Below are 13,611 nucleotides of genomic sequence, written 5' to 3' on the forward strand. Positions count from 1 at the left end.
GTTTATTCGGGCGAAGCGAATAATCTCTCGGTCATTTTATGATCGTGCCCATAGATGTCTTTTCTGAAATTAAGTTTGCCGGTATGATCTACCCAGGCGGTAAAGTAACCGATGAAAACTGGTATCTCGTTGCTCCCGCGAAGACGCACATATTTTTCCTTACCGCTATTCATCGCCGCGGTGATTTTGCCCGTTGTCCAGGTAGAATCATTGCGAAGCAAAAATTCTGCCAATTTTTTCGGCTCTGATAGCCGGATACATCCGTGGCTGAATGCACGCTGCGATTCTGCAAACAAGCTTTTCGAGGGAGTATCATGCAAATAAATATTGTAACTGTTGGGAAAGAGAAATTTCACCAGTCCTAAGGAATTGGACTTGCCGGGCTTTTGCCGTACACCGCTGCCGTTCCACTCCATATTGTGCCGCGCCAGATAGTTCTTATTGCGTTTGATACCAGGTAAGATTTCGTTTTTCAAAATGCTGGACGGCACATTCCAGTAGGGACTAAATACGATCTGGTTTACCTTGCCGGAAAATATCACCGTGCTATGTACCTGCGAGCCCACCACAGCATTCATACTAAATGCCAGCTGTCCTTTTTCATACATATGCAGCCGGTATTCAGGAATATTTACCAGTATATAATCTGTCGCAGGAGCGGCTGGCACCCATCTGACCCGTTCCATATTAATCAGCATTTGGCGGACCCTATCACGCACGGGCACATTGAGTTCTTTGTAAAACGCCGAGCCAATCTGCCCGGACGCTTTAAGCCCCATTCGGGTCTGAAACGAGCGTACGCCATGAAAAAGGGTGGAATCAAAATGATTGGTTGAATCTGCTGGTTTTAGGTCTTGTAGCAATGCAAGTCGTCTTTTGATTTCAGGGATTGCTATGGATGAGTCGCCTAATTTCAGCGTTTTAGGTGAATTTAATTCCTTCCAATCTTCATTGACAAGCGGGTGATAGACTTTTAGCTGCTCTTTGAGCAGGTTATACTGGCGGTTTACGGGCTCGTAGGAGGCTAGGTTTGCCCCTTTGTTTTTCAGCAGTGAATCCAAAAATTCAGCGGGATTGACCTTTTTACGAGGTATAAACCAGTCGAGTTCCTGAATGTTGACACTTCTATCGCCTGAATATGCCTTTTGCGTGTACCTGAAAAAATGTTGGGTCAGTGCCAGTTCTGTTTTGATTACAAGCGGATCTGTTGGAGTAATGCGCTTTCGTAGTTCCAATGTATCAATGCTTGCCAAAAGCGCCGGGTCATAGAGCGAACTATCACCTGAAACGTAGATATAATCATTTTGCAGGGCCAGGAATGTATGCACAAACTCGGCCATCCCATCAGGAAAAAACCAGGCGAATTGATAGTTTCGGCGGTTATAAAAGTTTTGTAATTTGTTGACAAGGCTATCATCCGAGCTATGTGATTGCGTAAAGCGGGCCAATGCAGTAGTGTCAATGAAAAGTTGAGTAAATGAATTCTCAGTCTTGATTGAAGTGTCCCTTTTGGCAACTTCCGGCCGCTTTTTCTCCTGCTTTGTCTGACAGGAAGCGAGCATCATTACCATCATCACACCAACGAGCGAAGCGTTTATGCGGCTTATTATACGTATTGAAATTTGGTCCCACATATTATTAAATCCGTTGTTCAGTTGTATATTTTATCATTGATCCACCATTGAGAATTTTTGATAAGCATACTGAAATGAACGTAAAATGCTCCTACTGCCATTAAAGCAAATGCGGTCCAGATAACCAATCTGTCCTCACTGAACAAAGGGTTATAGATATTGACCACAGAAAAGAAACTTCCCGTTATTGCCCAAAGCAACAACCACGGCCAATCACTTAAACTTTTCTTTTTGGCTTGAAAGGAACGGGCAATCAGCAATAGACTGCGCATTAAAAGCCAGACCCCTGCAAATAAAGGAAGAGATATAGCAGCCAGAATAGGATTAGTCATGAAAATAATTCCAAAGATCAAGTCCAAAATTGCCCCGGTCAGAAACCATCCCCAACCTTTGAAAAACTTGCGATTCTCTATGCAAAAGGCAGCCTCACAAATCCCGCTGATCATCAGCACAGCAGAAAAGAATATGCTCAGATCATCGTATGTGATGGACGGATTCAGTGCCACGTAGACACCGAATCCCATTAAGGCGACTCCTGAGAGCATGAAAATCCACCAATAGTGAATAGAATGCTGGGCTTGTTTGATAACGCTTGTCATTCCTGTAAGTTTATTCTTGTTATTTCAGTGCCGCTGGATTCCATTTCCAGTTCAAAATCTCAGGCATATCTTCTCCGTGCATTTCTATATATGCTTTGTGATCCAACAACTTATCACGAAGATGTTGTTTGAGATAGGCGCCTTTTGCACCTAATCCAGGCAGACGCTCAATTACGTCGCTGACCAGATGAAACCGGTCCAGGTCATTGAGCACTACCATATCGAAGGGTGTGGTGGTTGTCCCTTCACCCTTGTAACCACGCACGTGCAGGTTCTTGTGGTTGGTCCGGCGGTAGGTGAGGCGGTGGATGAGCAGCGGATATCCATGAAACGCGAAAATGATGGGTTTGTCTTTGGTAAACAGCATATCAAAATCCTTATCATTCAAGCCGTGGGGGTGCTCACTTTCGGGTTGCAGCGTCATAAGATCCACTACATTAATGACCCTAACCTTCAATTCCGGTAAATGTTCTTTGAGAATTTGAACAGCTGCTATGGTTTCAAGCGTAGGGACATCTCCTGCGCAGGCCATCACCACGTCGGGTTCAAAGCCTTCGTCGTTGCTGGCCCATTTCCAAATGCCCAGGCCAGCCGTGCAATGTTTGATCGCCGATTCCATATCCAGCCACTGCATTTCAGGCTGTTTGCCGGCAACAATGACATTGATGTTATCCCGGCTTCTGAGGCAATGATCCGTAACAGACAGTAATGTATTGGCATCCGGCGGCAGGTAAATGCGGACAATTTCTGCCGTCTTATTGGCCACAACATCTAAAAATCCCGGATCTTGATGACTGTTTCCATTATGATCCTGTCGCCAGACATGCGAGGTTAACAGATAATTCAGCGAGGCGATAGGCTTGCGCCAAGGCAGGTTCCGGGAAACTTTCAGCCATTTGGCGTGCTGGTTAAACATCGAATCCACAATGTGAATGAATGCTTCATAACACGAGAATAAGCCGTGTCTTCCGGTTAACAAATAGCCTTCCAGCCAGCCCTGACAAAGATGTTCGCTCAAAACCTCCATCACCCTGCCATCAGGTGAAATGTGGTTATCGCCTTCGATAATTTCAGCTGTGGATGTTCTTGCCGTAATGTCAAACAAATGCGAAAGGCGGTTGGACGAAGTTTCGTCGGGCCCGAAAATCCTGAAATTGCGTTCGTGCCAGTTTGTTTTCATTATATCCCGAAGGAATTCTCCCATAATTGAAGTTGCTTCCGCTTCGATATTTCCGGGTGTTGGCACAGCCACGGCATGGTCCCGGAAATCTGGCATTTTTAAATCCATTAGTAGCGAGCCGCCGTTAGCGCTTGGATTTGCTCCCATTCGCCGGTTTCCTTCCGGGGCCAGTTCAGCCAGTTCGCGGATCAGCCTGCCATTTTCGTCAAAAAGTAATTCGGGTTTGTAACTCTTCATCCAGGCTTCCAGCATTTGCACATGCTCCGGTTTGGCGGCCAGCTCAGCCAGCGGCACCTGGTGCGCGCGCCAGGTGCCTTCAATCTGTAAGCCGTCAACGGTTTTGGGTCCGGTCCATCCCTTTGGAGTGCGAAAAATAATCATTGGCCAGATGGGCCGCTCTTTGAACCCATAAATTCGCGCATCGCTTTGTATCTGCCTGATTTCTTCCACGACAATGTCCATCGTTGTAGCCAGCAGTTCATGCATTGTTTCCGGATCATCGCCTTCAACAAAGTAGGGATTATAGCCATAGCCTCTGAAAAGCTGCTCCAATTCATTTCTTGGAATCCGAGCCAGAACAGTTGGATTGGCAATCTTATAACCATTCAAATGCAGGATAGGAAGCACAGCGCCGTCGTGGACGGGATTCAGGAATTTGTTAGAATGCCAGCTTGCGGCCAGGGCGCCCGTTTCAGCCTCGCCATCGCCGACCACACAGGCGGCGATCAGGTAAGGGTTGTCAAAAACGGCCCCAAATGCATGAACAAGTGAATAACCCAGTTCGCCGCCCTCATTGATAGAGCCAGGTGTTTCCGGCGCAACGTGACTGGGAATGCCGCCGGGAAATGAAAACTGTTTGAAGAGTCTCTGCATTCCGGTTTCATTTTCTGTGATATCCGGATAAACTTCGCTGTAAGTGCCTTCCAGATAGGTGTTAGCCACAAGTCCGGGCCCGCCATGTCCGGGACCTGCCACGTAAATGATATTAAGATCACTATGCTTAATGACCCGGTTCAGGTGGACGTAAATAAAATTCAGCCCTGGCGTTGTGCCCCAATGTCCCAGCAAACGCGGCTTAATGTGTTCCAGTGTTAAAGGCTTTTTCAGCAACGGGTTACCATACAGGTATATCTGCCCGACGGACAAATAATTGGCAGCTTGCCAGTAAGCGTTCATTTTTCTTAACAGTTCGGCGGATAAAGTTTTCACTTCAACATCTTCCATTTCCATAATCTTTATCGTTTAATGACTTGCTGTTGCTATTTCCATCACAACTCTGTTTTTTTAAACTGTCTGATCACTTTTTATCGCCAGGCATGAGTTATAAAGGTGACGCTATTTTAATCAGTAATGGCCTTTAATTACAGATAATCAGACAACTAAATCATTTTACGGGAAACAGGGCTCGTAGGGCCTGATTTACCAAAAGAGGGATGAAACCAGCTGCCAGGATCAGTTCCAGCGCTTGCAGGTCAAGTTTTTGAAGTAATAATATTTGCCTGAAAAAGGGAACATAATTGGTTAAAAGCATGATCAGAAGGCAAAGCACCAGCGCCATCCATATGAACTTGTTCCGCGTAATTTCATTGTTGAAAAACCGAAACTTACCTGAATACAAATTGAATACATGCAGCAGCTGGGCCAAGGAAAGCGCGTAAAAAGTGATCGTGTTTCCTTCCCCGGCGCTCAGTCCCAGTTGATCGGTTGCATACCAATACACGCCAAGCACAGAAGCTGTCATGACCAATGCGTAAAATACAACTCTTTTCCAATCGGAAATTTGCAAAATTGGCTGTTTGGGGTTCCGCGGCTGGGACTTCATCAGGTTCTTGTTATCTTTTCCCACGCCTAGCGCCAGAGCAGGGAAAACGTCAGTAATGATGTTAATAAACAGGATTTGTAATGGTAGGAGTGGGCTGCCGACATTAAGAAAGCCTGCAAAGGTGACGACGAAAATTTCACTCATGTTACAGGACAAAAGGAAGACAATGAATTTGCGGATATTTTCAAAAATCACCCGTCCCTGTTCAATTGCGTGCACGATGGAAGCGAAAGAGTCATCCTTCAAAACCATATCAGCAGCTTCGGCAGCAACAGCAGTCCCGCGCAGTCCCATGGCGATGCCAATGTCAGACTTTTTCAATGCCGGGGCGTCATTCACACCATCACCGGTCATGCCCACAATGTCTCCATGTTTTTGATAGAAATCAATCATATCCAATTTTTGAGCTGGATTGACCCTGGCAAAAACACGGCATTCCATCATCCTTTCCTGGTCTTGTGAAGATGAAAAATCAAACGATTCAAGGTCCTTCCCGGTCAACACGAGCTGTTCGTCAGCTTCTACAAGATTAACCTGCTTGGCAATTTTAAGAGAAGTTGCCGGATGATCACCGGTTACCATAATGACTTTGATCCCCGCTTCATGGCACGCGTTAAGCGATTTGACCACTTCCTTGCGTGGCGGATCTAAAAAGCCAATCAGCCCGGCATAAGTCAGCTTTTTCGTTTTCGTAAAATCTGCTTCTGGTTTATCCCTGGATTGTCTATACGCAAAAGCAAGCGTTCGGAGCCCTTCAGCGGCCATTTGTTCGGAAATTTCAAGTTCTTTTTCCCGATCTTCCTGACTGTCCCAATTGCAAAGTGCAGACACTTCTTCCACTGCGCCTTTTACACCAATGAAATAATCTGTTCCAACCCGGTCAAGCGTGGCCATCATGCGCGTGTCCGAACTGAACGCTTGTTCGGCCTGCCGGTTGTAGTCATGGTGCAGTTTATGCAGGTCAATACCGGCAGCCCTGGCGTAGGCAAGCAGGGCAATTTCCACGGGATCACCCAATTCTTTCCGCTCGGATTTTGTTGAAGACAATTGCGCATTATTCACCAGCGCGCCGATTCTTGCGAGCATTTCCAGATCAGGTGAATGGAGCAGCTGCTGATCACCTTTGGTGACTTCCAATGTCAGGGGGCCATGGGCGTTAGCTTGAAGACTAACGGTTAAATCGTTGCCTGATACCCGGAGCGCCTGGACCTCAATTTTATTTTCCGTAAGGGTTCCGGTTTTATCAGTAAAGATGACATTCGTCCCTCCCAGCGTTTCCACGGCAGACAAGCGCTTCACTATCACTTTTTTCTCAGCCAAACGCAGCATTCCATAAGCCAGCGCAACTGTTGCGACCACTGACATTCCTTCCGGAATGGCGGCAATGGCCAGTGCAACAGCAGTTTCTATCAATTGTTTGATTTGCTGCCCTCTGATCAGACCGACCACGAAAAATAAACTGGCCATCCCGAGCGTGACCCAGATCAGCACCTTTGCCAGGGAATCCAGTTTTGCTTCCAAAGGGGTGGCAGTTCGAGTGGCCTCACTGACCATTGTTGCAATCTTGCCCAGCTCAGTCGCTTGTCCAACATTGATGACGACTGCTTTGCCATTTCCATTGGTAATGGCCGTTCCTTTAAAGAGCTGGTCGTGCCGGTCTCCCAGAGAAGCATCTTCCAATGATGGCTCCGTGGTTTTTCCGGAAGGAACTGATTCGCCCGTAAGGGCAGACTCATCTACCGTGAGCTGGTTGACCTCCAAGACCTTCGCATCTGCGGGTATCAAATCCCCTGCTTCCAGGATTAGGATATCGCCGATTGTGACTTGTTCGGATAAAATTTCAACGATGAGTTTGTTGCGCAAGACCCTGGCTGGCGTCGTATCCAGCTTTCGCAATGCCTCCATGGATTGCCGTGCGTTATATTCGAGAACAAAGCCGGTAAGGGCATTGATTAAAATGACGGCAATCACAGCATATCCTTCAAGGGTATCACCCAGGAAAAAAGACACCACAGCCGCAGCTGCCAGGATCCAGACAATGACGCTATTGACCTGCCGCAACAGAATGGACCAGATACTTTCGGGTTTTACCTGTTCCAGTTCGTTCAAACCAAATTGCTGAATTCTTAAGTCGGCCTCCTGGCTGGATAATCCGGTTTTCGAGTCTGTCAATGTTAGCTTGCCAAGCTCGTCAGGTATGTTTTGGCGGGGTATTTGGGGCATGGCGTGCTGGATTGGATGACTTCTTGTTTAAATTACACCTATCAGGCATGCCGTAAGCCCTTGGCGTGGTTGTCGGATTGATTCTGGTCGGTGCAGCCATTGTCAATTATGCTGCACCTGGCGATATTACTATCAATATCAAAAGGATGTTATAGACTGTTTGAAGCAGTCAGTCAATCTGGAAAACACGTTGCTAGCATAGGCAGATATTGCCCGGCTTCCCAAGCCGGTAAGCTTAAAAGGATTGCAGGAAATCCCACTGCAAAATATAATCTTAAAAGTTATTGGGGGCTGCACACCTTGTCCAATATTCCATGATCACCCGAATCGTCTTTTCTAATTCTGCAAATGAATTCTGCTTGACAAAGAACCCTTGCGCGGAAATGCTATATGCATCAATCACCATTTTCTGGTTCATCGCAGTTGAAAAGAAGAGATAAGGGATACATTTAAGTTGCAATTCTGCGTCGGTTTGCAATTTCTGTCTCAGTTGAAACCCGTTCAACTTGGGCATGTTAATGTCCGATAATATAAGAAAGGGTACACTGGCTGTTTTGTGGAGATAATCCAATGCATCCTGCCCCTCGTGAAAATACATCCGTTTGTTGGGATAGTCGAGTGATTTAAAGACTTCTTCTAGCAAAAACCGGTCATCGGCGTCATCTTCGATGATGACGATTTCGCCTTTCTTGTTCATAGAGCAACGGTTTAAGATAAATTCAGTCTATGCTGATTGTGCCAACGTATTCAAATATAACTTCAAAAAATTTAGGAAACGGAAGAAAACTCATCTCCTTGGATTTAAGTTAGGATTTGCACCGTTCAAGTTGCTTGTATGCCCAACTTTGACACATATATGACTCCGGCTGTCTTACGGTTTATTTTAAAGATCAGAATGGCGAAGTTTCTTTCAAAAAATCCACTTTTTCAACGTTCTCTCTGTTTCCAGCGGATCATTTTCAGGAACAAGATCATTTACAGTCATTTAGGCACTTTTCCTAGCATTATTAGTACAAAACAAACACTTTTAAAGATATCCCATTTATAACATATTCCGCTGGGCTTGCCGATAAGGGCAATTCAAACAAGTATCTGCCTATTCTTCAAGGCTTTAATAGTTGTTTGTCTCTAAACCCTAAAACCAAGACTATTATGCGAATTATACGTGGTTGTCTACTGGCCCTGATCGGACTGGCATTTTTTGCCGTTTCTGCACAGGCGCAGTCCCGGCAGGTAGCCGGTAAGGTTGTCGACGAAGCCAATGCGGCTGTTCCGGGCGCCAGCGTTTTGATCAAGGGTACCACGTCGGGTACGAACACGGACGCTGACGGAAAGTTCTCTATCAGTCTTCCCGAGGGTAATCAAAAGCTCACAGTTTCTTCTATTGGCTTCCAAACGATCGATGTGGACGTGTCACCGTCAATGACGGAAGTGGCGGTGCGCCTTTCGGCCGATGTGAAAAGTCTGGGCGAAGTGGTGGTAACCGCGCTTGGTGTGCAGCAAAACACCCGGAATGTGGGTTATGCGATCCAGCAGATCGGCGGCGGAAGTATCCAGGAAGCGCGTGAGGTAAACTACATTAATGCGTTACAGGGAAAATTGGCGGGCGTACAGATCGGTGGGAACAGCGGTTCCATGGGCGGATCTTCCCGCGTCACGATCCGCGGTTTGAAATCCATTTCAGGTAACAACAATGCATTGTTTATCGTAGATGGCGTGCCAATGGCAAATATGAATATGAATGCTTCGAGTGTAACGGGCGGCCAGGGAACAGGCGGCGGCGGCTTCGATTATGGCAATCCGGCGCAGCTGATCAATCCCAATGATGTCGAGAATATCTCCGTTTTGAAGGGAGCTGCGGCGACGGCACTTTACGGTAGCCGCGGGCAGAACGGGGTTATTTACATTACTACCAAAACAGGTAAGGGATCGGGCAATCTGTCTCTGAATTACGACCTGAATGTGCAGCTGGACCAGGTTTCTTATCTGCCCAAATTCCAAAACGTATATGGTGGAGGTGGCAGCGCTAATTTTACCAAATTGTATGTAAACGACAACCCTAGCGGCTTCCTGCCAGGTGGCGGGACTTTTGATGATAACGATGGCAAAGGTAAATACGATCTTATACCCGACTATGGAACCGACGAATCGTGGGGGCCAAAAATGGACGGGACACTCGTGCGTCACTATTGGTCATGGGATCAGGACAGGAACAATCCGAATTTCGGAAAAACCGCGCCTTGGAGCCCGCAGCCCGATAATGCAAAAGATTTTTTTAAAACCGGGGTTACCTTTTCCAATAACCTTTCGGTCGCCAGTAGCAGCGACAAAGGCTCTATCCGCTTTTCTGTCGGACAAACGAAACAGAACTTTATCTATCCGGGCAGCGAGCTGAAGCGCTTTTTTATTAGTTTAAATACAACCTATAAGTTTACGGACAAATTTACATTCAGCGGCGGGATCAACTATGTGAACGACCACTCGAAAGGCAGGCCGGGAACCGGTTTTATGGGTAATAACCCGATGCTTTTTTATGTGATGTATGGTCAGCGGCAGATTGACAATAATTATCTGGAAGAGTACAAATATGCCGATGGGACCGAGCAATCGTGGAACCGGACTGCGTGGAATATCCAGAAACCTGCATTCAGCCAAAACCCTTATTGGAACCAATATGAGAACTACAATACGGACAGAAATAACCGCTACTTCGGCAATGCAGGGCTAACTTATAAGTTCACCGATTGGCTTTCTGCCGACGTGCGCGTGTTTTCCGATTACTTCGATCACATGGACGAAGTGCGCGGCGCCAAAGGATTTTTTGTGGGTAGCTACGCAAAAAGACAACTTCGCAACAACGAAAACAATTACCAGGCTACACTGAACGTCAATAAAAACCTGAGCGATAAATTCAGTCTGGAAGCGGTGGCGGGAGGAAATATCCTCAGCATCAAATCGAGCGTAGAGTCTGGTACGACCAACGGCGGGCTGCAAACGCCACTCGTATACGTACTTCAAAATTCAGTCACCCCGGCAACGGTTTCTACCACTTACGGAAACAAACAGATCAATTCGCTGTTCGGGTCAGTTACATTGGGCTATAACAAATACCTGTACCTGACTGCCACGGGCCGCAATGACTGGGCTTCGACCTTGAAGCAAACGGGAAACTACTCCTACTTCTATCCGTCGATCGCAGGTTCATTTGTATTCTCCGACGTGATCCAGAAAACTTCGTGGCTGACGCTTGGAAAAGCGCGGTTATCTTATGCGCGTGTCGGAAATGACGCAGATCCCTATTCGGTGTCAAGATATTATGACATCGTTACCCAATTTGGCACATTCCCACTGCAAAGCACGCCGGACAGACTACACAACAGTCGACTGAAACCCGAACTTTCAGCGGAAGTGGAAGGTGGTGTGGATTTCAAATTCTTCAATGAAATACTTGGCGTGAACTTCACTTATTATGACCGCCGCACTGAAAACCAGATCTGGAATGTACAGATCCCGGCCGAGAGCGGTTTTTCAACCAAGATCGTAAATGGCGGAACGGTGCAGAACAAGGGTATCGAGCTATCCATGAACATCATGCCAATCATGACTAAAAATTTCAGTTGGAGAGCGTCCCTTAATTTTTCCAAAAACAAAAACCGCGTACTTGACCTGAACAGCTCGGACGAAAGCATTCAGGGTATTGAGCGATTTGTGATTGGTACAGAAAGACGTACTAACCGGGTTTCGATGGTGGCACAAAAGGGAAAATCGCTCGGTACCATGCTGGGAACGGACTATGTGTATGATGGAAATGGCAACAAAATAGTAGGCGCCAACGGAACGTACGCAGTGACGCCCACACCGGTGATTATCGGCGACGCTAACCCTGATTTTATTGGTGGTGTAAATAATACATTCAGCTATAAAAGTCTTTATCTGGCCGCCCTTATTGATTTTCAAAAGGGAGGTGATTTCTTTTCTTATACCAATTTGTACGGAAACAAATCCGGGATGTTTGAGGAAACTGCCTTGCCGGGTATTCGCGAAGACGGATTGGTTAATCCCGGCGTGAAAGAAGACGGCAGCCCGAACGATATTGTTGTAGCGGCACGGACGCACTTCAACTCCGATGGCGGAAACCGGATCAGCAAAGCAAACCTGTACGACGGCAGTTTCATTTACCTGCGCGAAGTCAGACTGGGCTGGCAACTGCCTGATGGGCTTGCAAAAAAGATTAAAATGCAGGCATTACGGTTCACTCTTACCGGTCGTAATCTCTGGTTGATCAAAAGCAATGCACCTAACGTGGACCCGGCCAATATCACCAACTCGATCGGCAACCAGATCGGCTTCGAAGGTGGCGCATTACCTCCGGTACGCAGTTACGGGGCAAACCTGAACTTTACATTCTGACCGGTTTTTTCCAAGCACTCAATCCAAATCATATTCATATGAAATTCAAAATCATTATCCTGCTGGCGGCGTGCATTTTCGTCTTCCCCGGATGCGACAACTACGATACCCTCAACAGCGACCCTGCGCGGTCGAGTGAGACGCAGCCTGAATTTTTGATGGCAAATGCGCAAAAGCGAGCTTCTGACCTGCTTTACGACACCTATTTTAATGGGCGCATCGGCATGCAGCTCGCGCAATATTGGACCGGAACAGACAAAACGGGTGAAAGCCGATTCCTGTTTACCAACGACGGGCTTTGGAATGGCATGTATTCCGGGCCGCTGATGGATTTGCAGGAGATTGGAAATTACTACAAAAGGCATCCGGCAGAATCCAGCGAGCATATGCTGGCAGTGGCGGAAATCTCGAAAGCGTGGCTTTTCCATATCCTCACGGACGTTTATGTCGACATTCCTTATTCTCAGGCATTAAAAGGAGACGTGATGGTGCAGCCGGTTTACGACAAAGGAAAGGATGTGTACATGGCTTTGCTGGCTTCGCTCAAAACGCAGGTGGACGTACTGGCTGGCCCTACTTCAGGCGCGATCCGGGGGGATATTATCGGAGGTGGGAGCGCGCCACAATGGATCAGGATCGCGAATGCGCTTCGTATGCGAATTGCTATGAGAATGGCCGATGTGCAGCCTGCGGAAGCAAAGGCAGTGATTGAAGATGCTGTTAAAAACACTTTTACCGCAATATCCCAGGACGCATTTTTTCCTTATAATACCGCAGCTGCGACTAACCGTTTCCCATATAACGATGTGGACCGGCCTCTTGTAGAATTTGCTGTGACCTCCACAGTGGTCGATTATCTTACACAAACAAATGATCCCCGGCTTCCGGTATACGCCCGCCCTGACGAAACCAATGGCAAATATGTGGGTAAACCTTATGGTACTGAGGCAAATACACCAACCATGATCGGACTATCCAAACCCGGCGTGATGGCTTACAGCGGTTCGGCAAGAGGGAATATGATCACTTATGCCGAAGTTGCATTCATCAAAGCCGAAGCAGCAGCGCGCGGCATGAATGTGGGTACGGCTACCGCTGAACTACTTTATAACGAGGCAGTCAATGCTGCATTGGCGCAATGGGGCATCACGGATGCTAAGGTTGTGAGCACTTATCTGGCCAAAGTTCCTTACAAAGGAGGCAACTGGAAAAATGTGATCGGATCTCAAAAGTGGCTGGCTTTGTATATGCAGGGCATTCAGGGCTGGATGGAAAGATTAAGACTCGATATTAAGAAACCAAACGGCGCGGAGTTATTCATCGCCCCGGTTTCGGGGAGTCTGGACCAGGATGTAAAAGATGGCGTTGTGAAACGACTAAAATATCCAAGTGCCAGCCGCGCATCCAATGCAGTGAACAGTGAGCAGGCCGCGAAAAGTATCGGCGGCGATTCGCAGGCTACCAAAAACTGGTGGGATATTTACTGACAGTAAGCTTCGGGTTGTAGACCCGGAGCTTATTTCTCATAATCCAGCATAATTTTTCAAAAAATTTCTTTTTTCTTCGCGCATTATAACCTTACTTTGTCTATCAATTTTATAGGGTTCTCTGTTAGCCACCAGCAGGGGCTTTTTTAGCATTTTAATTGTCTCACGCATGAATGCACATTCAGAACGGGTAGCTGTTAGTAGCCAAATGGTGGTCTCTTCCATTTCTTTCCTCCCTGGCGCTTTTTGCTGTTGT

General features: G+C 47.0%; 8 protein-coding genes. 2 read left to right on the forward strand and 6 right to left on the reverse strand.

The window, feature by feature from the left end:
• Nucleotides 1–2 precede the first annotated feature (2 nt).
• The 5 genes from B5X68_RS07245 to B5X68_RS07265 all read right to left on the reverse strand — a co-directional run bounded on the left by B5X68_RS07245 (nt 3) and on the right by B5X68_RS07265 (nt 8,155).
• Complete coding sequence (locus tag B5X68_RS07245) at nt 3–1,634, reverse strand: L,D-transpeptidase family protein (protein WP_082214057.1); 1,632 nt, start codon at nt 1,632–1,634, stop codon at nt 3–5.
• 17 nt (nt 1,635–1,651) lie between these two features.
• Complete coding sequence (locus tag B5X68_RS07250) at nt 1,652–2,233, reverse strand: HdeD family acid-resistance protein (protein ID WP_082214058.1); 582 nt, start codon at nt 2,231–2,233, stop codon at nt 1,652–1,654.
• A gap of 19 nt (nt 2,234–2,252) precedes the next feature.
• Nucleotides 2,253–4,643 (reverse strand): phosphoketolase family protein, encoded by a 2,391-nt coding sequence (locus tag B5X68_RS07255; protein ID WP_082214059.1) that lies wholly within the window; start codon nt 4,641–4,643, stop codon nt 2,253–2,255.
• Nucleotides 4,644–4,797: 154 nt separating this feature from the next.
• Nucleotides 4,798–7,458 (reverse strand): cation-translocating P-type ATPase, encoded by a 2,661-nt coding sequence (locus tag B5X68_RS07260; RefSeq protein ID WP_082214060.1) that lies wholly within the window; start codon nt 7,456–7,458, stop codon nt 4,798–4,800.
• 274 nt (nt 7,459–7,732) lie between these two features.
• Nucleotides 7,733–8,155: a response regulator gene (locus B5X68_RS07265; protein ID WP_082214061.1), complete on the reverse strand. Its 423-nt coding sequence runs from the start codon at nt 8,153–8,155 to the stop codon at nt 7,733–7,735.
• A gap of 455 nt (nt 8,156–8,610) precedes the next feature.
• Here B5X68_RS07265 and B5X68_RS07270 point away from each other — a divergent pair, with 455 nt between their 5' ends.
• Entirely contained in the window at nt 8,611–11,868 is a 3,258-nt protein-coding gene (locus B5X68_RS07270; RefSeq protein WP_082214062.1) for a SusC/RagA family TonB-linked outer membrane protein, read from the forward strand.
• Between the two features lie 38 nt (nt 11,869–11,906).
• A complete protein-coding gene (locus B5X68_RS07275) occupies nt 11,907–13,355 on the forward strand; it encodes a SusD/RagB family nutrient-binding outer membrane lipoprotein (RefSeq protein ID WP_082214063.1) in 1,449 nt (482 codons plus the stop codon).
• Nucleotides 13,356–13,391: 36 nt separating this feature from the next.
• Here B5X68_RS07275 and B5X68_RS28585 read toward each other — a convergent pair whose 3' ends face one another.
• The gene (locus B5X68_RS28585; RefSeq protein ID WP_141110230.1) at nt 13,392–13,580 is read right to left on the reverse strand and encodes a hypothetical protein; all 189 of its coding nucleotides are present in this window, start codon (nt 13,578–13,580) and stop codon (nt 13,392–13,394) included.
• Between the last annotated feature and the right edge of the window lie 31 nt (nt 13,581–13,611).

The sequence above is a fragment of the Dyadobacter psychrophilus genome (assembly GCF_900167945.1).
Lineage (GTDB): Bacteria > Bacteroidota > Bacteroidia > Cytophagales > Spirosomataceae > Dyadobacter > Dyadobacter psychrophilus.